The sequence below is a fragment of the Bifidobacterium sp. 7101 genome, assembly GCF_000499285.1.
In the GTDB taxonomy this organism is placed as follows: Bacteria; Actinomycetota; Actinomycetes; order Actinomycetales; family Bifidobacteriaceae; genus Bombiscardovia; species Bombiscardovia apis_A.
Map to the genome: position 1 here is coordinate 230,322 of NZ_AWUN01000002.1, position 23,006 is coordinate 253,327.

General features: G+C 60.9%; 12 protein-coding genes. 10 read left to right on the plus strand and 2 right to left on the minus strand.

The genetic code is table 11. The annotated features are described in order from the left end of the window. Positions 1-67 precede the first annotated feature (67 nt). Complete coding sequence (locus P272_RS0103615) at positions 68-3,772, plus strand: glycosyl hydrolase 115 family protein (protein WP_029678187.1); 3,705 nt, start codon at positions 68-70, stop codon at positions 3,770-3,772. A 51-nt stretch (positions 3,773-3,823) separates the two neighbouring features. On the opposite strand, the gene P272_RS0103620 is transcribed toward P272_RS0103615, so the two are convergent. Next, on the minus strand, positions 3,824-7,729 hold the full coding sequence (locus P272_RS0103620) for an LPXTG cell wall anchor domain-containing protein (protein WP_044097732.1): 3,906 nt from the start codon (positions 7,727-7,729) through the stop codon (positions 3,824-3,826). 157 nt (positions 7,730-7,886) lie between these two features. Between P272_RS0103620 and P272_RS0103625 the strand changes: the two genes are divergently transcribed. The 4 genes from P272_RS0103625 (at position 7,887) to P272_RS0103640 (ending at position 10,456) form a co-directional block, all read left to right on the plus strand. Next, the gene (locus tag P272_RS0103625) at positions 7,887-8,378 is read left to right on the plus strand and encodes an inorganic diphosphatase (RefSeq protein WP_029678189.1); all 492 of its coding nucleotides are present in this window, start codon (positions 7,887-7,889) and stop codon (positions 8,376-8,378) included. A 150-nt stretch (positions 8,379-8,528) separates the two neighbouring features. Then, complete coding sequence (locus tag P272_RS0103630; protein ID WP_015022498.1) at positions 8,529-8,975, plus strand: DUF3290 family protein; 447 nt, start codon at positions 8,529-8,531, stop codon at positions 8,973-8,975. 3 nt (positions 8,976-8,978) lie between these two features. Then, positions 8,979-9,623, plus strand: a complete 645-nt coding sequence (locus tag P272_RS0103635) for a DUF421 domain-containing protein (protein ID WP_029678190.1) — start codon at positions 8,979-8,981, stop codon at positions 9,621-9,623. Positions 9,624-9,892: 269 nt separating this feature from the next. Continuing rightward, positions 9,893-10,456, plus strand: a complete 564-nt coding sequence (locus P272_RS0103640) for a manganese efflux pump MntP (protein WP_029678191.1) — start codon at positions 9,893-9,895, stop codon at positions 10,454-10,456. 1 nt (position 10,457) lies between these two features. Here the strand turns inward: P272_RS0103640 and P272_RS0103645 are convergent, their stop codons facing one another. Continuing rightward, positions 10,458-11,120, minus strand: coding sequence for a hypothetical protein (locus P272_RS0103645; RefSeq protein WP_029678192.1), 663 nt, complete (start codon positions 11,118-11,120; stop codon positions 10,458-10,460). 163 nt (positions 11,121-11,283) lie between these two features. Here P272_RS0103645 and P272_RS0103650 point away from each other — a divergent pair, with 163 nt between their 5' ends. The 5 genes from P272_RS0103650 (at position 11,284) to P272_RS0103670 (ending at position 22,978) form a co-directional block, all read left to right on the plus strand. Then, a complete protein-coding gene (locus tag P272_RS0103650) occupies positions 11,284-12,123 on the plus strand; it encodes a winged helix-turn-helix transcriptional regulator (protein WP_044097733.1) in 840 nt (279 codons plus the stop codon). Between the two features lie 61 nt (positions 12,124-12,184). Further along, on the plus strand, positions 12,185-12,832 hold the full coding sequence (gene nth / locus P272_RS0103655) for an endonuclease III (protein ID WP_029678194.1): 648 nt from the start codon (positions 12,185-12,187) through the stop codon (positions 12,830-12,832). Between the two features lie 10 nt (positions 12,833-12,842). After that, positions 12,843-14,375, plus strand: coding sequence for an ABC transporter substrate-binding protein (locus P272_RS0103660; protein WP_029678196.1), 1,533 nt, complete (start codon positions 12,843-12,845; stop codon positions 14,373-14,375). Between the two features lie 44 nt (positions 14,376-14,419). Continuing rightward, a complete protein-coding gene (gene valS, locus P272_RS0103665; protein WP_029678198.1) occupies positions 14,420-17,161 on the plus strand; it encodes a valine--tRNA ligase in 2,742 nt (913 codons plus the stop codon). Positions 17,162-17,488: 327 nt separating this feature from the next. Continuing rightward, entirely contained in the window at positions 17,489-22,978 is a 5,490-nt protein-coding gene (locus P272_RS0103670; protein WP_029678199.1) for an RCC1 domain-containing protein, read from the plus strand. Positions 22,979-23,006: the final 28 nt, after the last annotated feature.

Genomic DNA, 23,006 nt, shown 5'->3' on the forward strand with positions numbered 1-23,006 from the left:
AGCCTATGGATGTCCGAACACAGGCGGCAGATCATCCGCCTGATCAGCAGACAGTGGGAGCGCCATCATGGTCACCTTGTTTCATCCTCAGCCCGGAACCATACCAGTGACCGCCGAGTCGGGCGCAGTTCTGGCCGATTCAGGGGTCCGGCCCAATTGGCTACTTGGTCATGGGGAGAATTCTGCCGTGCAAATTGCGGCCGACAATCTGATGAGGGATTTCGCGACCGTGACAGGCCGGACCCAGAGGTCGACCAGTCTGATCGATGAGGGCAGCCCGACCATTTGCTTGGGCACTCTGGGCCATTCCAGCTGGATCGATTCGGCTGTCTGCTCCGACAAGATTGATCTGACCCCACTCAAAGACCCACAAGGAGGGTATCGCTGGGAAGGCTTCACCTTGCAGGTCGTCAACGGCACCCTCTATGTCGTCGGAACCGACCGGCGCGGAACCATCTACGGAATCTACGCTCTCAGCCGGGCCATCGGCATCTCACCCCTGCACTGGTGGGGAAACGTGCCAGCACGTCACCATGAACGGATATGCCTGCCCGACGACCTGCGCGTCTTCGACTGGCCCTCAGTCAAATACCGGGGCTTCTTCATCAACGACGAGGAGGAGCTGGACGACTGGGCCCGCCTGCACACTCCGGACGGAACCATCGGACCGGCGACCTACGAAAAAGTCTTCGATCTGATCCTGCGACTGGGTGGTAACTATCTGTGGCCGGCCATGCACGTCAACGCCTTCAACTCCGATCCGCGCAACGGGAGGCTTGCCCAGAGCATGGGGGTGGTCATCGGGAGCAGCCACTGCGACATGCTCCTGCGGAGCAACCAGCATGAGTGGGACCCCTGGGTAGCCTCACAGGGCAGGCATGTGGACTATGACTATTCGCTGCCCGGACGCAACCGGAATATGATTCGGCGCTACTGGTCACAAAGCGTGGACATGAACCGGAACTACGAGGTCACCTGGACCCTGGGCATGCGAGGCATTCACGACACGGGCCTGACAACGCGTGCCATCGACGAGGATCCGAACCTGGACCAGAAGGGCCGCCTGCAAGCTCGGGTCGATCTGCTCGGTCGGATCATTCATGACCAGAGGGACATCCTGCGTCAGCACCTGGGCCGACCTCCACAGGAGGTCCCCCAGCTCTTCATTCCTTACAAGGAAGTACTGCCCCTCTACGACGCAGGCCTGGACCTGCCCGAAGACGTGACCATCATGTGGGTCAACGACAACTATGGGTATATGCGCCGCTTCCCCAATCAGGACGAACGGGCACGCAGCGGGGGCAATGGGGTCTACTACCACAGCTCCTACTGGGCGCCGCCGAGGACCAGCTACCGGTGTACTTCATCCACTCCCCTGGCTCTGATGAACGACCAGCTGGGCAAGTGCTGGGATCGGGGCATCCGCCGGGTATGGGTGGATAATCTGGGAGCCATCAAGCGCCTGGAGCTGGAGGGGTCCTACTTCCTCCACCTGGCCTGGAATGCGGACGAGGATCACCACAGTCTGTCGGCCCGGGACTTCGTGGCCGCCTGGTTCAATCAGACCTTCGACGACAATCGCGGATCTGAGGCTGCCGACCTGTGCATGAGCTACTACCGGATCAACAATCAGACCAAAATCGAACACCTGCACGAGGACTCCTTCACCCAGACAGGCTACGACGACGAGGCCGGCGGCCGCCTGGCAGCCTTACGAGAACTGGCTGAGCGCTCGCACAATCTTGGCAGGAGCATGAAACCAGAGTTTCGCGAATCCTACCGATCGTTGGTGAATCTGAAGATTGCCATGGCCTACTACGTGAACGCCCAGTTCTACCATGCGGACCGCAGCCGTCTCGAGGCCGCCCGAGGCGCCATGCCGGCCGCCGACAGGCAAATGAGAATCTCCCATCTCTTCCAGGGGATGATCCGGGCCCTGCTCCATTGGTACAACAAGGAGCTTGCCCAAGGCTGCTGGGACGGCATCCTTACTCCAAACAGGTTCCCTCCCCCTACGCTGCCTCAGTACCCGGCTTGCAGACCAGTCAAGGTACAACCGGACCAGGGGCTGATCCTAACACCACAGGGAGCAGAGGAGAGCGTTAAGATTCCCGGCAATAACGATCACGCCAGGCTGGTCTTCGACCCCTATGGCATCGACGACAAGTGGTTTGATCTGGACCTTATGGGCAGCCCTGTGCAGGAAGTGTGCGTCAGTGCCGATCAGGACTGGATCCGCCTACCAGAGAGGCGGCGGATCGTCAGGGACGAGTGGCGAATCCATGTACAGGTCGAGAACGCTTCAACCCATGCGGGTCGTCAAGGCACGCTGACCATCATCACTCGTCCCTGCAACCCGGAGGCAACAGAAAAAGCCTGGTCTACCCCGATCAGGGTCGATGTTCTGGTAGGCGAAGACCCTCGTCTCGAACGAGGATTCACCGGCTACGTTGAGGCGGATGGCCACATTAGTATGGACCCCTCACGCGGACGCGTCAGCCCCGACCTCACTGAGGCCACTACTTGGCTGGCGACCCAAGACCTGGGCCGTTTCGGTCCGGACCTGATGCAGACCAAGGGCTGGAGCGACCCGGAATCGGAAAGCGGGGCCTGTCTGAGCCTGGACTTCTGGCTGAAGACCCCCGGCCGTCATCGTCTGGAGATTCACCGGCTGCCCACCCTGAACTCACGTGGCCGAATTCGCCTGCATGTCAGCTTTGATGGCAACCGGGGCGAAATCCTGGAATCGCCCACCACTGACGAATTCCGTGGCAACTGGCAGGAAACCATCGTATACAACGCGGAACAACTGACCATGATCCTGCCCTATTTGGAGGCAGGAGCCCACCGGTTGCAGCTGATCGCCGTGGACGACTCCTTCGGCATCGATAAAGTCGTAATCAACACCGGTCTGGAACGACCCAGCCGGCTAGGACCGGCTTTCAGTACCTGGATGGCAAATGGCCGGCCCTCCGAACAGACTGATAACAGTAGTTCTCACGCAACTCTCATAGACAGGGCTCAGACCAGCAATCAGATTGCAGACCTTCAGCCAACGCCCACGGCCGAGACTTTGGACCGCCCTCTGCGGAACCTGGCCATCAAGGATTACAAAATCGATCCGGACTGCACTCCGGACGAACCTGTACCCTACTTCGATCAGGACTACTGGCTGCACGGAGGTTTGTATACTCGGCCGAAGCTGGTCTGGCCAGACGAACGCAAGAACAGTGACATCAACAAGACGCCAGAACGCATCTACCTTGAGGCCGCCGACTGCCTGAGACAGGATGAAAACGCCTGGCTGTCACAGAATGGGCCACACAATGGCAAACCTCGAAGGGGCTGTTGGGTCCCCACCGATGCCCCCACTCACAGGGGCCGGGGCCTGGCCATGCGGGCCGAGCCAAGGCAACGGCTCTGGCCCGATCCCGGTCAGGCTCCCGGCATGAACATGGCTTTCCAAATTAGCAAGCCAGGCAATTACCGGATCTGGCTCCTCGCCCAGTTCGCCTCCGACCTGGAGGACTCCTGCCATCTGATTCTGGACGGCGACCCGCTGGCCCGGACCGACCTCTTCCCCCGAGGGGGAAGACTGATGACCTTTGCCACCGAGCATGTCTGGGGATGGTCAGAGATGACCGCCGTCCAGCTGACCGACGGTCGGCACGTTCTGACCTTGGAGCCGGAACGGGCCGGCATGCGCATCGCCCGTGTCTACCTGGCCTGCGATGGATCACGGCCACCTTTGGATGAGCAGTGGCCTCGTTAGAAAGACCACAGACCGGGGGACACGCATGGGCTGGATGCCTGAGATCGACGGTCACTGCCACCTCCCATGACCCTTAGACACCCGCCTGACCAAGCCGGAGAGAAGCGAGCCGGTCCCGACCGCCACTGCAACGATGGCCAGCGGAAGAGCCACTGCTGCCCCGGTTTTGGGCAGTGTTTCCCCAAGGGCGTTCCAATCGTCACTATTGGAACGGACGGCCCGATCCGAGCACAACAGATGGCCTTCGACCATCACGCCCCGAGAATCAGGCTGCAGAGAAGACTTGCCGGTATCTTCCCGTTCAGGAAGGGACGCCTCATCTTCTACCGGACAGGGCACCAGAGGACTGCCGATCACCCTGGCCCTGTCGGTGTGCCGACCTGATATGCCCGTCACCGTAGCATGCACGTCCACTGACTGGCCAGGACGGAGCATAAGGGTTGACCAATTATCCGGATAGCGGATCCCGGTCACCCGTCCCTGACCCACGATTGTCTGATCTTCCAAATGCAGTTGCCGTGCGGGGAAGATTGCTCCAGTCCCATCGCTGGGATCACGAGGAGAATCATTGGTGATCCGGAAGACAATGGGAACATCGTCATGAGTCTGGAGGGCCTGTTCCGGCTGGTCCCGATCACCCTTGGGCATACCGCCAGCCTGATCAAACTTCTCTATGTGCAGAGCCGGTGTCATATCGGGCGTTCTGGTCCAGACCGTGTTGGAGACCAGCGTCTTGTCCTGATAGAACTCAGTGAATCGGTTCTCATGATGTTCCACGTTCTTCAGACGCCTGCACTGCAGATAGGCCCTCCAACCGACCGGGCGGTCGCCTGAAGCGCTGACCAAGGCCAGATACCGCGGTGTAGCCTCCACTTTGACAAGACCTGCAGGGTCTGCGGTCATCGTAAACAAAGGACCGCCATGGACATCTGCGGGCATGTCTGAACCAGCCATGATCTGTCCATGATGAATCAGGATGCGTCCATTCTCGTAGAGATCCTGGGTTGCGTAGACGGCCCAATGGCCAGTGAACCGATCCACCGCTGGGTCCAACCGATCCTCAATCCGCCAGGTTTTCACCTGCGGATAGGCACGTCCGGCCGGCAGCAGACTGGAGTCCAGACGGTAGAGGAAGAGTCGGTCACGGTAGATACTGCCAGCATGAGCGCTTCCTCCACCCACGGCGACCACCACATCCTTGGCGGGATTGAGCGGCTTGACCGGATTGGTGACCACGTTGGTCGCTTTGTGCAGGTCGTTGATGATCTGGGTCGCCTGGTTGCGAACCACGTGATCGGTTTTCGCACGGATGACCGTGTAGGGCAAAACCAAATCGTAGGTGCGCCCCAGCAACCCTTGGTCAATAGACGGTTCCAGGAGGGGATTATGGCCTCGGGCAGCGGCATAGGCAGCCAGATCGGCAGGCTGGGGATCCCCTTTGAGGGTCACGCCTGTAGCCGGAACATAGGTATCCACGGTTTTGGCGAAGACCAGGACTGTACCGTTTTTTACCTGAATGTTGAAAGCCTTGGTGTAATCGCGGCCATCGGAACCCAGAACCTCGATGCCCTTGGGATCGATATCCAGGTGACGAGCGTCGTAGCCATCCGTCATGCCCAACCGCCAGACCGGATAGGCGGTGTCTTTTCGGCGGGCGTCCAGACTGATCCGATAGACACCACGGTCGCCCACAAAAAGCACCTTGCCATCGATGCTGATGCCTGGATCATGCGTGCTGACATCGCTCTTTGAAGGATGGAAGTCAGCCGGCGGATTGCTCACCTGGTTGGAGGGAGTCAGCGAGTTGTTCAGCGTCAGCACCCATTGATTGTCCACACGATGATCCGTTGGGGCCTTGGGATCAACCCTGCCCTCGAAGCGCAGGCGGATTCTGGGGTTGCCCCCGGCCCGCCACTGTCTGATACGGGCGGGATCGGTAATGGTCACTCGCAGGACATGATCCTTGTCCTTCCACTGTGTGGCATATCCGGTCTTGGCGATGACATCGCCGCTCTGCAGGTCAGTCACCTCAAGAGTCTGTTTGTCGGGCAAAAACCAGCGGTCATAGACATCCGTCAGGATGATTGATTCGACTGGGTAGGCCAGATTGTCAGGCAGGCTGGGCTGGGTATCCAACTGATACTCCAGCCGCTGACCAGGAAAGACCACCTTGCCGTCAACACTGGCCTGCTCCCCGCCCTGACCGGCCTCCGAAATGACATCCTTGCGCACCGGAGGCAGATACCCGCAGATGCCTGGCTTGTTGGTCTGTACACTCTGCCTGTTGACAGTTTGGGAGCCTGAGTTGGTCAGGGCCTCGCCCTGGTTTCCATGGCCGTCTGGCGCTTTGCAGAAGGTCAGCTCCTGGTCGGGTGTTCTGCCCAGATCCTTGCGAACCTGGGCCGCGCCACCGCCGTTGGCGAATCGGACCGTGAAGGGAACCAGCATGGTGACCTGCATAGGGTCCTCCATCCCCTTGAGACCGCTCAACCATCCGCTCTTGGCCTGGGCCCGCGCGCGAGTGCCTGTCACGCTGATCTCAAAACGGTCGGTCACATCCCTGCCTTTGGTCACGATGTCTCCGACGCTGCTGCGGTGGTAGTGCCCGTCTGCATCCGCCTTGGCCTTGGACACAAAAATGCGGATAGCCCCAGCCCCATCCTGATCAACCAGATAGTCGGCAGCGCTCCAGTCGTCAGTCAAGGCGAAAACCTTAGGGGCTTCAATCAAATGGGCTTCGACAGTAGCGTTGACCACCGATCCCACCCGGTCGCCGTCCAAAAAGGCATGTCCATCAGCACCAGTCCCGTTACTCCATTGGGGGTCTATTACGCTCTTCCACGCCCCCGTGGCAGTGTCTCGTAGAATCCAGGATTTGTCCGGCCTGGGCTTCCAGGTGGGCGTACGACGCTCGGGAGTCGACTGGTCAACCTGCCGGGCAGCGCCCTTCCAGCGGATTCCTCCCTGGTCCAGGATCACCCCGGTCTCCGGCCGGTCGACAGTCACATCCAGCTGCCATGCCCAGCGGTGTTCCTCCGGCAGGGTCCCGCCCTTCCAGGTGGCTGTGGCCCGGTCACCAGGCGGCCTGGCCCCTTCGGCGGTGTTGAAAACGAATTGGTCGGTCAGGTCTTCGCCGCTGGTCTGGTCTCTGACATGCTGACCACTGACACGGTACTGCTTGCCCTGAGGGTTGAAGACATCGGTAAATGTCAGTTCGCGACCGCCACGACCGGTTCCAGTAACGATATGGGTGCGATTGGTCATTCCATCCGCGCTGGTGCCCCAATCCACTTGCTTATCGGGCGGACCCGGCGGCAGATCGGCCGGCTTGGGCTCGTAGTCGTTGAGCATGATCACCACCAGGGAGATGCCTTTTTCGTCACCTGCATACTCTTCAGCGAATTTGTCTAGATTGTCGTTGGACTGATCCCAGAAGGAGTCGCTGGTCCGATAGGTCACCCCACGGTTGCTGAAGGTGCTGTTGGCCACCTGGCTACGCCAGTTATCCATCCAAAGCTTGTGAATAGCCACGGAGATCCCGTCAAAGATACGTTGGGATCCACGGTAGCCGGCAACCACGCCCACGCCGGTCACCCGGCAGTGGCCCTGTCCGGACTGGTCGGCATGGGCCTCGTTAAAGCGCGCCTGGCAATTGCCGTTGGCCTCATCCAGAGCCTGTCGCTTGACCCGGGCCGTAGTGGCATTGCCTCCATCCACCACGCCCATCTGGGAGAACGCCCTGTCTACGCTGCCTATCTCATAGCCACCAAAAGCCCCCTGGTCATCATCCTTGTAGGCCCAACCCTGCCAGAGCCGGACCTTTTGGCCGCCGGGGGGCACTGGTCTGCCACCGGCATGACCTGATCCTCCGCCAGCCATGGCCGGGGCCGCCGGACCGGCAAGGGTCGCCAGGGCAGCCAGAGCCGCCAAGAGGCCGATCCATCTATGCTTGTTCATACTCGTCCTCACTCTTCGCCCGCCCCATGCCTTGAGTATGAGCGGCCGCTGGGCATATAGGTGCGTGAGCGGGAGACTGTGGTCGAATGTGCCGCGGGACGGTTATGCTGTGTATGAGACATACCTATGCCGTCCAGACCGAAAAGGAGACAGGACAATGGCAGAGACATTCGACGTATTGGTCGAGATCCCCCGGGGCTCCCGCAACAAGTACGAGATGGACCACGACAGCGGCCATATCAGGCTGGACCGCACCCTCTTCACCTCCATGGGCTACCCCGATGACTACGGCTACATCGACGGCACCCTGGGCGAGGACGGGGATCCCTTGGATGCCCTGGTCATGATTCCCGACTCGGTCTTCCCGGGCTGCATCGTTGAATGCCGCGCCGTAGGCCTCTACCACATGGTCGACGAGGCCGGCGGGGATGACAAGGTCCTCTGCGTGCCCGCCGACGTCCGCTTCGATGGCATCAAGGACATCGACGATGTCTCCGATTTCCACAAGCAGGAGATCAAGCACTTCTTCGAGCAGTACAAGGCTCTGGAACCGGGCAAGGAGGTCATGCCCGGCGATTACTGGACCAACGCCGAGGCCGCCGAGACCCAGATCAAGGCTGCACGCGAGCGCCTGGCCGCCCAGCACTGACCACTCAAGGCTGGTCAGCAGTCATAACCACCCCGGCAAGGGCCCAACAGACAGCCCGAACCGGGGTTTTGCATGCCTAAATCCTCCCAAATTGCGTCTGCCCGTCTACGATTACGAATTGCGGGTGCGCGCGCAAGGGCAGGAGCGGCTATGACTTTCTATACGTACCAATACCTCAAGGGCGGGCAGACCAATTGGACCATGATCAGGATCATCGTGGTCGTCGTTCTGGCCCTGGCCTTCCTCTTCTTCCTGTTTATGTACTCCCGCCATCGCTGGAACCATAAGTACAAGGATCTGTCCATCATCCTGGCCACCCTGCTCCTCTTGGCTGCAGCCATCCAGTACAGCGACTACACCAATCTGCGCACGGCCAGTCTGCAGAGCGGCCAGCTGACCACGGTCATCGACAAGTCGGCAGCCAAGCTCAAGGTCAATCCTGAGCAGATCAGCATCAACGACACCTCGCGCAACAACGACATGATCATCAAGACCCCCAAAGGCTACTACACCCTGGTATTCAACAGCTCCGGCTCAGAGTTCCTGCTGCAGCGCGCAGACCTGTACCACCCAGACATCACCGTGATCGGAGAGTGACCCATGGATATCAATTTCTACGTCAACGTGGCCCTGAAGCTGATCGTCGGGCTTCTCTTCATCACCCTGCTCATCAATGTGACCGGCAAGGGGAACCTGGCGCCCACCTCGCCCATGGACCAGCTGCAGAACTACGTCCTGGGCGGCATCATCGGCGGGGTCATCTACAGCGACAGCATCTCCATGGCCCAGTACATTGTCATCCTGCTGATATGGGCGGCGCTGATTCTCATCACCCGGTACGCCAAGACCCACATCCACGCGGTGGGCAAGTACATCGACGGCGAACCGGTCACCATCATCAAGAACGGCAAGCTGCTGGTCCAGAACTGCCTCAAGGTCAACCTGACGGCCAAGGAGGTGGACTTCAAGCTGCGCACCAAGGGCATCAATGACATCCGCGACGTCAAGCGGGGCATCGTTGAGCAGAACGGCGGCCTGACCATCATCTCCGAGGGCGACAAGGACGTGCGCTACCCGGTGGTCATGGACGGGCGGGTCAATCCCGACGTTCTTGACACCATGGGACGGGACGAGGACTGGCTCGACGAGCAGCTGGCCAAGCAGGGCATACACAAGGTCAGCGATGTGTACATGGCCCGATACCAGAATGGCGAGTTCTACGCCGTCACCTACCAGGACCAGTAGCGCGCTATAGACGCGATCTGAAGCATCCTGTCGGTAACCAAGGCTCATTGAGCAGGGTCATCCGGCTTCATGTCATGCTTGATTGTTCCAGCGCTGACAGGTAAAATCTATGTCCATATTGTTTTGGCGTAGCATGTGAACGGCATTCAACGAATTCAAAGCCGACTCCAATCGGCAGTTCCGCGCTCGACGCTCCCGAGGCGTAGGCGGGTTTGAGGAGACCTGGTCGAGGCCCATCCCAGCGGGGATGAACCCTTTCGAGGAATGCCGTGTTCTTGAGATTGTTGTTTATCGCTTTAGGTGTATCTTCTGACGCTTTTGCCGTCTCCATCAGCAAAGGACTGTCCGTGGACCGGCTGCGGGCCCGCCATCATTGGCTGGTCGGACTTTGGTTCGGCGGATTCCAGACTCTGCTGCCCCTGCTGGGCTACTTCACCGCCTCCATGCTGCAGGACTCCCTGGCCGCCGTGGATCACTGGATTATCTTCGGCATCCTTTCAGTCATCGGGGTCAACATGATCCGCGAGGGCGTCTATGGCGAGGAAGAAGGAGCGAGGGGCGAGGAGGGCTTCTCCTGGCGTCAGATGCTCCCTGCAGCCATCGCCACCAGCATCGACTCATTCGGCGTGGGCGCAGGCCTGGCCCTGCTGGGCATCAACATCTGGCTGTCCGCACTGGTCATCGGGCTGGTGACGGCGGCAGCCTCCATTCTGGGACTGCGCATCGGATACGCGGTCGGGTCCCGCTGGCGCAAGCCTGCCAGAATCGCCGGCGGCATCATTCTGATCGTCATGGGCATCCAGATCCTTTTGGATCACCTGATGAATGCCTGACTCAGAACGTCGTCTGCAAGACCATAGCGGCCAGAACCACGATGGATCCGGCCAGAAGAACCGACATCAGCGCCAGACCAACGGCTCCACGCCGATCAGCTGCCTCCTGGGCCCAACGGTAACCCGAGGTCATGAGCCCGACCAGCAGCAGCAAGGCCACAAGCACCACCAGAATCGGCATCAGGTCAGGATGCAAGCCTCTGACCAGCTCCGGCAGAAAGACCCACCCTGAGGCGGCCACAGCGGTCACCCCGCCCATGGCGGTTGCAGAAATGCCACGGATAACCATCCGCCGATCCCGACGCAGCATCTGACGAACAAACATAAATACAGCCAGAAGTGCCAGCAGGAATGCCGCAGCCGACAGCCAGGCCCAGAGGGCACCAGGCCCTTGCACGACCAGGGACGGCACCAGAGCGACCAAGGCCAGCAGACCAGACACGGCTCGGTCAGGACCGGGTCGGATGCCTCGGCCCACCAGGGGCCAAGAGACCAGCATGGCTGAGGCCAGCACCAGAACCAGAACGGCCTGCACCCATCGAGCGACCCGGGGCTCGGCCAGCAAGCCCGCCGCCACGCCCGGCAGAATCAGGGCCGCCAGGGCCAGCAACTGAGTCAGGGCGGGCGCGCGCCCATCCCGGGTTTCTTTTACGGTCTGCGCCATGGGTCCTCCTGCCTGTCCCCGTCGGGGAGCCATACGTCACATCCTAGGGCAAGGCCATCCTGTGAACTCGGAGCCCCTGTGACGGGCCGATTGTACAATGATGACGACTGTTCAACGAATCCACCCCCGCTATGGACGAACGGACAGGGAAGAAGGTACCCCCGTGACGGATCTGACCTTGATGACCTGCGCCGAGGACCCGGCATCGGTTCTGCCAGCCTTGGCCCTGCTCTCCCATCGAGTGCGCGTCCTGCCCCTGGATGCCGCCTCCCTGGTAAGAATGCCCGAGGACACCGTGCTGCTGATCGATGCCAGCGACGACCTGGCCGAAGCCAAGACCCTCTGCAGCCTGACCCGGGCCTCGGGCCTGTCCACGCCTATCATCCTGATTCTGAGCGAGGGCGGCTTCACCGTGGTCAATGCCGGCTGGGGCGTGGCCGATGTCATCATTCAGTCCGCATCACCTGCCGAGGTCGAAGCCCGGCTGCGTCTGGTCTGCCAGCGTGTGACACCGACACGCAAGCCTGATGTCCAGCCGGAAGAGGTGGAAGACCAAGTCCCCACCGGTCAGGTCCGCTCGGGCGATCTGGTTGTGGACACCGAGAGCTACACGGCCCGAATCCACGGCCGTCCCATAAACCTGGCCTACAAGGAGTTCGAGCTGCTCAAATACCTGGTCCAGCATCCCGGCAGGGTCTTCACCAGAGCCCAGCTCCTCCAGGAGGTCTGGGGTTATGACTACTACGGCGGCACCAGAACGGTGGATGTGCACGTGCGGCGTCTCAGGGCCAAGCTGGGCAGCGAGTACGAGCACCTAATCGGCACGGTCCGCAATGTTGGCTACAGGTTCGACCCACCCTCCTCGGCAAGGACGACCTCAGTGCCCAAACCGGAGCCGGAGGCCGGGACCAACCCAGACCCAGCCGAGCAACACGAGCAACAGGACAGCCAGTCAGAACAACCCCAGGATTCCAAAAAGAAGAAAACCGATCATAGTGACTGATGCATCATCAAACCGAAAGCACCCCCAGGGTAGGGAGAGCAAGGCCCGACGCCTGGCCCGCATGCACGAGGAGTACCGCATCCTCTGCCAGGTCTTTCCCGAGGCGGTCTGCGCCCTGCACTTCCGCAACCCCTTCGAACTGCTGGTGGCCACGGTCCTGAGCGCCCAGACCACCGACAAGCGGGTCAATTCGGTGACCCCCGAACTCTTCGAGCGCTACCCCGACCCCGAATCAATGGCCCAGGCGCAGCCTGCCGAACTGGAGTCCATCATCCACCCGGTGGGCTTCTACCATGCCAAGGCCCGACACCTCCTGGGGCTGTCCCTGATGCTGACCGAGGACTACGGGGGCAAGGTCCCCCAGACCATGGAGGAACTGACCAGCCTGCCCGGCGTGGGGCGCAAGACCGCCAACGTGGTCCTGGGCAATGCCTTCAACATCCCCGGATTCCCGGTGGACACCCACGTCACCCGGGTCACCGGCCGTCTGCGCTGGCGGACCGACTGGCGCAGCACCCACCCCGATCCGGTGAAGATCGAGCATGAGATCTGTGACTGCTTCCCGCCCGAGGACTGGACCAATCTGTCGCACAGGCTGATTCTGCACGGCCGGGCCACCTGCCACGCCCGCAAGCCCGACTGCCTCCACTGCCCCTTGGCTGAAACATGTCCCAGCGCCGAACTCCTGGCAGGACCAGCCTCTCGGTAGAATCAAAACCATGGCACGCGGCAGACACAAACAAATCAGATCCGGAATCATCTTTTTCCTGGTACTGGCGGTCCTGACCGCGGGCACCTACATGGCCTGGCCCCTGGTGACAGGCCAAGGAGGCTGGCGGCTGCCCTGGGCCCAGGAGGGTTCAGGCCGAATCGTGCGCATCCGGGCACGCCAGGCCCCCGTCTCCCTGGACATCCGCACCGAACCAGGACGCGCCACCGACCAGGCCCTGATGGGCAACGTCTACCAGACCCTGACCAGGCCCGACGCCAAAGGTCGGCCGACGCCCGGCCTGGCCCAGAACTGGGAGGTCTCCGCAAACGGCCTGCTCTATACCTTTCATCTGCGCAATGACGCCCGCTTCGCCGACGGACGCCGCCTGACCTCGGAGGATGCCCTCTGGTCCCTGCACCAGATCATCGACCATCAGTACCAGGGCCATCGGGACTTGGACGGACTGGCCAGGGTCACCAACCCCGATGATGCCACACTGGTGATTGGCCTGAAGAGCCCGAACGCCAGATTGCTGACCGCCCTGAGCGGTCGGGCGGGCATAGTCTACGACCGCCAGGCCCGGGTCAACTATTCCACTCGATCAGCCGGCTCAGGCCCCTACCAGGTGGATGACTGGCAGCCCGGCACCAGCCTGACCCTGACTGCCAACAAATCCTACCGAGGCCCGGACAAGGCCGCCATCAGCAAGGTGATATTCACCTATACCGGCAGTCCGCAAGAGACCGTCAAGGATCTGGACCAGGGACGCCTGGACGCCGTAGTGGACTTGGACCCTGCCACCGCCGCACAGGCCCACAAGAAGCCGACCGCCACGCCCAGTACAGACAATGTGGTCCTGGCCTTCAACAACATAGCAACCAGCCCGCTGTCAGACCAGCATATGCGTGAGGCCGTCCGCTACGCCCTGGATCGAGAAGCCATTGCCAAACTGGAGGGAGGCGGAGCCAAGGCGCTGGGCGGACCGCTCAACCAGCTGAGCCCTGGCTACGATTCTGACCTACAGGCCTTCCCCTTCGACCGTGCTCAGGCGATTCATCGGTCCTCCTACTACCGCCCTTCCTTCTTCAAGAACGGTCTGCGTCTGGTCTATCCCCGCGAATTCGGCAGCCAGGTGGGCGAGCTGATGCGCACACAGCTCAAGGCAGCAGGCATCCCCACTCAGGTCTCCATGGTGGATCAGCCCACCTTCCGTGACCAGGTGCTCAACCGCCGCGACTACGACATGGCCCTGATGGTCATGGACAACGATGAAATCGACCGCTTCGCCGACCCCGACTCCACCATGCTCTTCGACAACGTCGATGTCCAGAACTCCTGGAAGCAGGTGACGGACTGCACCGACCAAAACACCTATGCCGAGCGACTGAAGGCCTTTGCCCGACAGGTCAGCGACCTCTCCCCCAGCGACTGGCTGTATCAGCGCACGCCCCTGGTCCTCACCGCCCCCCGCCTCCAGGGCATGCCCAGCTCTCTGTTGGACCGCTACCTGCCCCTGTGGAACCTGCGCATCCAGGGGTGAAAAGGCCGGCGCCCCTTGTCACTGTTCGTCCATAAAATGCTGGTATGTCTGCTGAACACCAAGGAATCGTCAATGCCCATCTGACCCCCCTGCCCGACAGGGTGGGCGTGGATGGCCTGGAGGAAAAGTGGTGCCGCGACTGGGATGAGTCCGGCGTCTACCGCTTCCGCAACACCCGCGAGCGCTCCGGCGTCTACTCCATCGACACCCCGCCGCCCACGGTCTCCGGGCATTTGCATGTGGGGCACGTCTTCTCATACACCCATACCGACGTGATCGCCCGGTTCAAGCGGATGCAGGGCTACGACGTCTTCTACCCCATGGGCTGGGACGACAACGGCCTGCCCACTGAGCGGCGGGTCCAGAACTACTACGGGGTCCGTGTGGACACCTCGCTCAAGTACGATCCGGACTTCAAACCCCCCTTCCATGGGACCAAGGGCAAGAAGATCAGCGCCAAGGATCAGGTGCCCGTCTCCCGTCAGAACTTCATCGAACTGTGCGAGGAACTGACCGCCGAGGACGAGAAGCTCTTCGAGCAGCTCTGGCGGTCGCTGGGCCTGTCGGTGGATTGGTCGCAGACCTACCACACCATCGGCGAGCATCCCCGACGGGTGGCGCAGAAGGCTTTCCTTCGGAATCTGGCCCGGGGCGAGGCATACCAGAAGGAGGCCCCGGGACTCTGGGACGTGACCTTCCAGACCGCCGTGGCCCAGGCCGAGCTGGAGTCGCGCGAGTACGACGGCTTCTACCACAGGGTGGCCTTCCGGTTCGCGGACGGCACCCCAATATACATCGAGACCACCAGGCCTGAGCTGCTGGCGGCCTGCGGCGCCCTGATCGCCCACCCGGATGACAAGCGCTACCAGAAGTACTTCGGGCAGAAGGTCTACTCCCCCCTGTTCAAGGTCGAGGTGCCCATTCTGGCCCACCCTGCCGCAGAGATGGACAAGGGCGCCGGCATCGCCATGTGCTGCACCTTTGGCGACGTGACCGACGTGCAGTGGTGGCGGGACCTGAACCTGCCCACCAGGTCCATCATCCAGCGCAACGGACGAATCGTCATGGACGTGCCGGATTGGATCACCGATGAAGGCGGACGGCGCATCTTTGAGCAGACCGAAGGCAAGACCACCTTCTCAGCCCGCAAGATCATCGTGGACGCCCTGCGCGAGTCCGGCGACCTGGACGGCGAGCCCAAGCCCACCAAGCGCATGACCAATTTCTACGAGAAGGGCGACAAGCCCCTGGAGATCGTCACCTCCCGTCAGTGGTACCTGCGCAATGGCGGCACCGACCAGAAGCTCAACAAGGAGCTGCTGGAGCGCGGCAAGGAACTCAACTTCCACCCGGACTTCATGCGGGTGCGCTACAACAACTGGGTCGAGGGCCTGAACGGCGACTGGCTGATTTCCCGCCAGCGCTTCTTCGGTGTCCCCTTCCCTCTCTGGTACCCGGTCAAGGAGAACGGCGAGACCGACTACGCCCATCCCATCACCCCGGCCGAGGACAGGCTCCCCATCGACCCCAGCAGCGATGTGCCCGAGGGCTTCGAGGAATCCCAGCGCGACCAGCCCGGCGGCTTCACGGCCGAGAAGGACATCATGGACACCTGGGCCACCAGCTCCCTGACCCCCCAGATCGTGACCCACTGGGCCGAACCGGGCGAACAGGACCAGGCCCTCTTCAAGGCCACCTTCCCCATGGATCTGCGCCCCCAGGGCCAGGACATCATCCGCACCTGGCTCTTCAGCTCCATGGACCGCGCTCATCTGGAGAACGGTTGCCTGCCCTGGAGTGACACCACCCTGTCGGGGTGGATCCTGGATCCGGACCACAAGAAGATGAGCAAGTCCAAGGGCAATGTGGTAGTGCCGGACGAACCCATCAAGAAGTATGGCGCCGACGCTGTGCGTTATTGGGCATCCTGCGCCCGGTTGGGCCTGGATGCCACCTACGATGAGGGGCAGATGAAAATCGGCCGCCGCCTGGCCGTCAAACTCCTCAACGCCGTCAAGTTCGCTCTGGCCATCGGGCGGGAGGACGAAAACCATAAGGTCACCCAGGCAGCGGACGTCACCTGGAACCCCGCTGACGTCACCGTCACGCTGGACCGGGCGGTCCTGGCCGGCCTTGCCCAGGTGATCGACCAGGCCACCAAGGCCCTGGAATCATACGAGCACTCCAAGGCCCTGGAGGTGACCGAATCCTTCTTCTGGGACTTCTGCGACAACTACATCGAACTGGCCAAGAACCGGGCCTACGGAACTGCGGATGCCACCGGCAGAACCCCTGACGAGGCCCAGGTGCTGAGCGCCCGCACGACCCTAGGACTGGTCCTGGATGCTCTGGATCGTCTCCTGGCGCCCTTCCTGCCCTTCGCCACCGAGGAGGCTTGGCAGTGGATGCACCAGGGGGATGGATCGGTTCACCGGGCATCCTGGCCACGCCCAGAATCCTACCGGGCAGCTGCCCAGGGCCAGGATCCGGCTCTTCTGGCATGGGCAGGCACTGCTTTGGCTTCACTGCGGCGAATCAAGTCCGAGGCCAAGGTCTCCATGAAGACCCCTATCCTCTCCGCTTCCTTGAGCGTGGCGCCGGAGGGCCTGGGAGCCGTCAAGGCCGCCCTGGACGACATAGCCGAAGCGGGCAGGGTCACAGGAGATCTGAATCTGGTCGAGGAGACCACCCAGCCCGAAGCCAAGGGAGCCGGCGAGGATGAAGCGGGCATCCGAGTGACCGCCAGCCAGCTGGGCGAGCCCCCGGCCAAGAAGCCTCGTAAGTAGGCTCTACAATTCCCAATACAACCGGGACGGTTCGGCCATAGGCACCGCCCCGGTTTTCTATCCGTGTCACTGGTGACAACGGCAATCCTACAATGTCAGTCGAGCCATCGTCGCTCATGCAAAAGTGCGGCTTCCATACTTCTCCGTAACTGAAGCATGCCTCCTGCAGTGAATTTGCCCAGCAAGAGCCTGATCAGGTCACTATGAACTGTCCGAAGAGTGTAATGCTATAGTAAAAGTCATAGAGGGACTTTATTTTAGTGTGCATCGACGCAGATTTAGGGGCCACGACCTGGGGAATCGGCACGCTTGGGGAGGAAGAATCGAATGGGGAATGCTCATGGCATCCGCAGACTGGTGACGCTGACAGCCATGGTTGGATTGGCACTGATCGGAGCATCAACAGGCGCATACGCAACCACCGGCGACATGGCACCTGCATCTGCCACAGAATCGCCCTCGCCCAGTCCGGACAGCAGCGCAAGTCCATTGCTCCGGACAGGCAGCGAGGCACGGGCTGGAGCTGTTGCTCCGACTGCCTCACCATCACCGCTGGCCAGCAACAATCCTTCACCATTCAAGTCCATCCAACTGTTCAACAGCAAAAGGGCGGACAGATCGTTCAGGGACAGCTCACCGAGAGACAAGTCACCGCAGACCAGGGATTCATCCTCATATACCCTCACCTTCGAGCCCGACGGGGGCTCGCTGGTATCCGGCTCGCCTGCCCTGAGCCAGACAGTAGCCTCAGGTCATCTGGCATCCCCACCTGCTGTCAACAAATCAGGCTACCTGTTTGACGGATGGTTCCTCAAAGGCTCCAACGTCGCTTATGATTTCGGCAAGCCGGTCACCAGCACGCAGTCGCTGACGGCCCATTGGTCATCGGTCAACGATGGTCAGTGGACGACAACCGACGTCAACGGCGACGACACCGGCGGCTCTGCTATCACCCTTACGCCCCCCAAGCCAAGAGGGGTCAGATTCGCGCAGGTTAGCGCCGGCCACGACCATACACTGGCCGTAGGCTCGGACGGCCACGTCTACGCCTGGGGAGACAACAGCAAGGGCGAGCTTGGCGACGGCACCACAATCAACAAAAACACGCCGGTGCGGATCACCGAAAACGACGCCATCAAAGGCAAGACCTTCATATCCGTCAGCGCAGGGACCACTTTCTCCATGGCCTTGGCCTCCGACGGCACCGTCTACACCTGGGGCGACAACAGTCGCGGCGAACTCGGCAACGGGTCCACCACGAATTCTTCAGTACCGGTAAAGGCAAATCTTAATGCCACCATCACCGCCATCAGCGCCGGATACTGGCATGCCATGGCCCTGTCCTCGAGCGGGACGATCTACACATGGGGAGACAACCAATACGGCCAGCTCGGCAACGGGCACACGGGCGTCAACGTCAACTCTTCACCTGCAGCGGTCTCTTCATCCGGCGTCACCTTCACCACCATCAGTGCCGGATACGATTTTCAAACGGCGCTGGACAGCCAAGGACATGCCTACGCCTGGGGACGCAACCAGGGCGGCCAGCTCAGCATCGGCACCATGGACGGCACCAGCAGTGGTTCCAATGTCTACACTCCATCGCGCATTTACGGCGACTCGACCGGCAACCCAGACAGCACTGTCTACACCGACATCGATGCAGGGTACCTGCACGTCCTGGCACTGAGCAATACAGGCAAGGTGTACTACTGGGGTTATCCCCTGACCAAGGGCAATGACGCCAATGCCGACAGCGTCCACTCCTTCTATCCCAGCCTGGTAAGTTTGCCCACGGAAGCGGCGACGCCTGTTTCAGCCAGCGCCGGGGACTACTCCTCTGCGGTGGTCGACTCTGCGGGCAGCCTGTATATGTTCGGCAGCAATTCCAGCGGCCAGCTGGGCGACGGCACCACAAAGCCCAAATCAACTATGACCAAGGTGAGCCTGACAGGCGTCACGGTCACTGCATTCGATGTCTGTCGGCACAGCCTGGCCATTGGTTCGGACGGGCTCCCCTACAGCTGGGGGGAAGCGAAAAACGGCAAGCTGGGACAAGGCAGCAAGGGACCTCAAAGCGGTTCGCAGACCACGCCTGCAGCGGTCGGCCCGCCCCAGATAGACCTGGCCAAGGTGACCTTCGGCAGGACGGATGTAGCCAAGACCGACACCAACAGCCCGATTAGCCGAACTTCAGCAGGCGACGATACCTGGAGTTCAAATACCCCATGGACGGTCACTACCCCGCACCACACTTACGGAACCACCAAGATCAGGATCAACGACGGTCAATGGTCCATTGGCGGCGCCGCACAGCAGGGGCAAAGCATCGGCAACTATACATTCACACCCACTGCCCAGAAGATCACCTTTGATTCGGACGGAGGCTCATCAGCCTCGGACCAGTTCGTCACCGCAGGCAAGCAGGCTTCACCTCCCACCGTGACCAAGGCAGGTTCCCTCTTCGACGGCTGGTTCATCAAGGAGGCAGACGGCAGCTCCAATGTGGCCTACGACTTCAGCAGTCCTGTCACCGAGCCACTGAATCTGAAAGCGCATTGGTCTTCGTCAGATATGAAATGGAAGACCTCGGATGCCCTCCATGGCGACGACACCGGGGGCTCCAAAATCACCCTGACTCCTCCCAAGCCCAGAGCAGTGAGGTTTGCCCAGGCCAGCGCCGGGCGCTACCACACCCTGGCTGTGGGTTCTGACGGACACGTCTACGCCTGGGGAAATCAGGCCAGCGGCGGACTGGGGAACAGCAAAGACTCAGGCACGGCGGCCACACCAGTACGGATCACCGAAAATGATGCCATAAAAGGAAAAATCTTCATAGCCGTCAGCGCCGGCGACGCTTATTCCATGGCCCTGGCCTCGGACGGCACCGTCTATACCTGGGGCAGCAACGGCAAGGGACAACTCGGCAACGGCACTACCGATAATTCCAACGAACCAGTAAAGGCACAGACAGGCGATGCCAAAATCACCGCAATCAGCGCGGGACGGGCATACGCCATGGCCCTGGCCTCGGACGGCACGGTCTACACCTGGGGCGACAACACTCAAGGCCAGCTCGGCAACGGCAGCTCAGACAAAGACAGCCCTACCCCTACCAAGGTCACGGCGTTGTCCAACATAACAGCCATCAGCGCAGGATTTACCTCGGGTACGGCCCTGGACAGTCAAGGCCATGTCTGGACTTGGGGCGAAAACACCAAGGGGCAGCTCGGCAACGGCGCCTCTAATGGCAGTCCGACTCCGACACGTGTCCAAGACCTAGGCACCGGACAGCCTGATACCCGGTTCTATATCGCCATCAGCGCGGGCTACCAGCACGTGTTGGCACTGGATACGGATCATGACCTCTACGGATGGGGTTCCGGCACCGCCATCGGCTCCACTACAGATACCAACGTCAGCACGAGAGGATCCACCGCGATCAGTTTCGGAAACGAGCCCGTCAACATCACCGCCATCAGCGCAGGCGATGATGGATCGGAAGCCATAGACGACAGCGGAAGGATCTATACCTGGGGCAAGGAGGGTTACGGCCAGCTGGGCAACGGCGTGAACGACAATACGGCATGGCAGACCAATCCGAAAGCCATCACCCTGGCCCAATCGGTAAAGGCTTCCGCAGTGTCCACCTCCAGCCATCACCAGACGGCCATCGGGTCTGACGGATTGCTCTACACCTGGGGATACAGCTACTACAACCAACTCGGACGAACCGGAGCGACCTCAGTGCCCGGCACCACACAGTCGCCGCAGATCACCCTGATTAAGGTCATCTTCGGCACCATGGCCAGCAGCACCAAGCCGGCCACAAACCTGACCCAGACAGGCAAAGACACCTGGGATGCAAACCAGGATTGGACCTTCGTCACGCCCGCGTACCCGTACGGCCCCTCCAGTTTCACCATCACATGGACTATTGCCGACGATACCGGAGACTCGAGGCAGACACAGCAATTCGACTACACCTTCGATCGGACCAAGAAACGCATAACGCTTGACCCTGAGGGAGGTACTGGAGCCGCATGGACAAGCAAGGACATCGAGGAAGGCGAATTGGTACCCCGACAGACCGTGGCCAAGACGGGCTTCCTGTTCGACGGGTGGTTCGTCAAAGCGGCTGACGGCAGTTCAAATGTTGCCTACGACTTCGGCAAGCCGGTAACGGACCCGTTGACCCTGGTCGCGCACTGGACGCTTTCGTCGACTCAAATGACCGTCGACCCAACCGTCAGTCCGTCCACTGGCGGATACCAGGTCACCATCACTCCGCCCTCGCAGCGCGGCATCCGCTTCGCCCAGGTCAGCACAGGCAAAAACCATACCCTGGCTGTCGGCAGTGACGGCAATGCCTACGCCTGGGGAAACAACAGCACGGGACAGCTCGGTAACGGCAGCAAGGACAGCAGCAAGACGCCCATCCAAGTGAAGAAGCCATCCGGCGCAGGTACAGACTTCGCCTACATCCAGGTAAGCGCAGGATATGGATTCTCGTTGGCCCTCGGCAGTGACGGCAATGCCTACGCCTGGGGAGACAACGGCAGGGGGCAGCTCGGCAAGGGCACCGCAGGCGGCACCAACACGACGCCCGTCCAAGTGAAGAAGCCATCCGACGCAGGTACTGACTTTGCCTACACCCAGGTAAGTGCAGGAGGCTATCATTCCCTGGCCATCGGCAAGGATCATCAGGTCTACGCCTGGGGAGACAGGAGCAACGGCGGACAGGTGGGCGACGGCAACACGAGCGGGAACGCCCCTGCTCCTGTAGCTGTCAACGCAAGCGCCACCAGTCCTGGGTTCCAGGCAAGACAGGTCAGTGCGGGATATCAGCACTCTCTGATCATCGGCATAAGCGGGCAAACCTACGCCTGGGGATACGGCGACAGCGGTAGACTGGGCAACAATGCCAAATCCTCACAGGCCACTCCTGTGTCGGTATCGTCACCCGTGCAATACGAGGACGGATCGATAGGATTCTTCGCCACTCAGGTCAGCGCAGGAGGCTCGCACTCCCTGGCCATTGGCAGAGACGGCAAAGCCTACGCCTGGGGTGCGAATACCGATGGGCGACTGGGCACCGGAGACACCAATGATGCAGCAATACCAACCCTGGTGGCTGATCCTGACGGAGGCAGCGATGGATTCAAACCCACCGAGATCAGCGCCGGTGGATGGTTCTGCGCGGGAATCAACGACAAAGGGAAGATATACACCTGGGGAAACAATGGTCAAAACGCCCTGGGCAATGTCTCCATCTCAGGATCCATCAGCGCATCCCCCGTTTTGGTGAGCAAGGACGGCAGCAGCATACAGATCAGTGCAGGCGAGCGCCAAGTCCTGGCCATCGACTCCGACGGCATGGCCTACGGTTGGGGCGACAACAGCGGCAGACAGCTAGGCACCAATTTGGACAGCACTTCCGTCAAAGCAGCAACTTTGGTCTGCCCGCCGCAATTGACCATCAGCTCAGTCACCGTCGGCACGGATCCGCATACTGCATCAGTTCTTGAACTGACCCGGAGCGGCACAGCCGACGCATGGGGATCATGGAATACCTGGACCTTCTATACCCCAGCCTTCAAGGCAGGACGGACAACAGTCAATATCACCTGGAATGTGGGCCAAGGCAACTCTCAGACTGAGAGCCTTCCCTTTACCTACAGGGATATTCTGCCCCTGACCGGCAGCCAGGGTCTGCTCGTCATACTGCTTGTAGGACTTTTCGTGACGGTGACGGTCCTGGCGGCGAGGCAACATTACCTGGAAACAGCCCATCAGACTCTAGCCAGCACTCACTGATACCTCATGGCCGATGGCATAGGAGTTA

Bases quoted from the DNA above. Each gene is read 5' to 3' on its own strand.
- P272_RS0103615 (WP_029678187.1), top strand. From the start codon at position 68: ATGGTCACCTTGTTTCATCCTCAGCCCGGAACCATACCAGTGACCGCC.
- P272_RS0103620 (WP_044097732.1), bottom strand. From the start codon at position 7,729: ATGAACAAGCATAGATGGATCGGCCTCTTGGCGGCTCTGGCTGCCCTG.
- P272_RS0103625 (WP_029678189.1), top strand. From the start codon at position 7,887: ATGGCAGAGACATTCGACGTATTGGTCGAGATCCCCCGGGGCTCCCGC.
- P272_RS0103630 (WP_015022498.1), top strand. From the start codon at position 8,529: ATGACTTTCTATACGTACCAATACCTCAAGGGCGGGCAGACCAATTGG.
- P272_RS0103635 (WP_029678190.1), top strand. From the start codon at position 8,979: ATGGATATCAATTTCTACGTCAACGTGGCCCTGAAGCTGATCGTCGGG.
- P272_RS0103645 (WP_029678192.1), bottom strand. From the start codon at position 11,120: ATGGCGCAGACCGTAAAAGAAACCCGGGATGGGCGCGCGCCCGCCCTG.
- nth (WP_029678194.1), top strand. From the start codon at position 12,185: ATGCACGAGGAGTACCGCATCCTCTGCCAGGTCTTTCCCGAGGCGGTC.
- P272_RS0103660 (WP_029678196.1), top strand. From the start codon at position 12,843: ATGGCACGCGGCAGACACAAACAAATCAGATCCGGAATCATCTTTTTC.
- valS (WP_029678198.1), top strand. From the start codon at position 14,420: ATGTCTGCTGAACACCAAGGAATCGTCAATGCCCATCTGACCCCCCTG.
- P272_RS0103670 (WP_029678199.1), top strand. From the start codon at position 17,489: ATGGGGAATGCTCATGGCATCCGCAGACTGGTGACGCTGACAGCCATG.